General features: G+C 60.9%; 1 protein-coding gene. It reads right to left on the bottom strand.

Features of this window, described 5'->3' with window-relative positions:
- A partial coding sequence (cobW, locus tag ACR0E6_RS22130) for a cobalamin biosynthesis protein CobW (protein ID WP_480587409.1) occupies positions 1-772 on the bottom strand: 772 nt, incomplete at both ends.

Below are 772 nucleotides of genomic sequence, written 5' to 3'. Positions count from 1 at the left end.
GTCGTATTGATGACGCACACGGGCACCCACGGCCTGCACCAGCAGGCGCATCGGCTTGCCTTGCACGGCGGCATAGCCTTTGACGCGCAGGATGTTCAGCTCATTGGCCAGACGTTCGATCTTGGCGACCAAATCGGCAGGATCGGACTGTTCCGGCAGATCAACGATGATGCTTTCGAAATCGTCATGCTCGTGATCGTGGTGACCGTCGTGATGCGAAGGACGAGCGTCCATGTCATCCTCGGCTGCGGCCTCAAGACCCAGAACGACGCGCACATCCACGGCGCCTTCGGCCACTTCGACAACGGGCAGCGGGCGAGGGGCCTCGGCGGCGATGATCTCTTTGGCTTTTGCCACGCCTTCGGGACCGGCCAGATCAGGCTTGGTCAGCAGGATGATATCGGCGCAGGAAATCTGATCCTCAAACACCTCGGATAAGGGCGTTTCATGGTCGATCGAGTCATCAGCCATGCGCTGAGCGTCCACCGCTTCGACATTCGGAGCAAAGCGACCAGCGGCGACGGCCTCGGCATCGGCCAGCGCGATCACGCCATCAACAGTGATTTTCGATCGGATATCGGGCCAGTCGAACGCCTTCAGCAGCGGCTTGGGCAGGGCGAGGCCCGAGGTTTCGATCAGGATGTGATCGGGGCGCGGCTCCAGCGCCATAAGGGCTTCGATGGTCGGGATGAAATCATCGGCCACAGTGCAGCAGATGCAGCCGTTCGCCAGTTCCATGATGTTTTCCACCGGACAATCCGGGATCGCGCAG

The organism is Ruegeria sp. AP12, from assembly GCF_056540025.1.
This window is presented reverse-complemented; position numbering and strand designations above follow the sequence as displayed.